The organism is Oleiphilus sp. HI0043 (assembly GCF_001634935.1).
In genome coordinates this window covers 1-861 of record NZ_LWEY01000322.1, presented here as the reverse complement: position 1 = coordinate 861, position 861 = coordinate 1, and the positions used below count along the sequence as shown (strand labels likewise).

Here is an 861-nt window from a genome sequence, read left to right as displayed (position 1 = left end):
TCAGTAATCGCTTCTTCCGGCAACTCAAAATCAGCCGCTGACATTTTGTTATAAGTGCCGAGCGGACTCATCTCGGTCATTCCCCAAGCATGCTCTACATCTACATTGTGTTTGTCTTTGAAGGTTTGAAAGATTGAAAGTGGACAGGCGGCTCCTCCCACCGTCACACGTTTGAGACTGTCAATTGACTCACCACTTTCACCCAGATAGGCAAGCAGGGCCAACCACACTGTCGGAACGCCTGCCGACATCGATATTTTTTCGTCATTGATTAATTTGGTCAGAGTCTCACCGTCAGCCATTTTAGGACCTGGCATCACTAATTTTGCGCCAGCCATGGGAGCTGAATAAACGATCCCCCAGCCATTAACGTGAAACATGGGAACAATCGGCATCACCACGTCCTGGCGCGAAAGGCCAAAGGCATCCGGTAAGCTACTGGCATAACTATGAAGAACTGTTGACCTGTGACTATAGACAACCCCCTTTGGGTTACCAGTAGTACCTGAGGTATAGCACAAGGCAGAAGCTGTGGATTCTTCGAGCTCAGGCCAGTCAAATTCTGGTTCGTATTTAGCTATAAGCGTTTCGTAACACTGGACATTGCGTAAACAGGTTTCAGGCATTTTCGCCTCTGAGGTCAATACGACAAAACCTTTCACATTGGGCATTTTCTCTTGTAACTGCTCTAGCTTAGGTACAAATAAGGAGTCAACGAATAGCCATTGATCTTCAGCATGTTCAACAATGTATTCAATCTGTTCATCAAATAAGCGCGGATTAATCGTATGGCAAACCATACCTGAACAGGAAATCGCATAGTAAAGTTCGAGATGCCGATGATCATTCCAAGCCATCGTT

General features: G+C 46.0%; 1 protein-coding gene. It reads right to left on the bottom strand.

What is annotated here, in order from left to right; genetic code table 11:
• Nucleotides 1-861 (bottom strand): AMP-binding protein (locus tag A3729_RS04405; protein ID WP_156497658.1); only part of this gene is annotated, 861 nt, incomplete at both ends.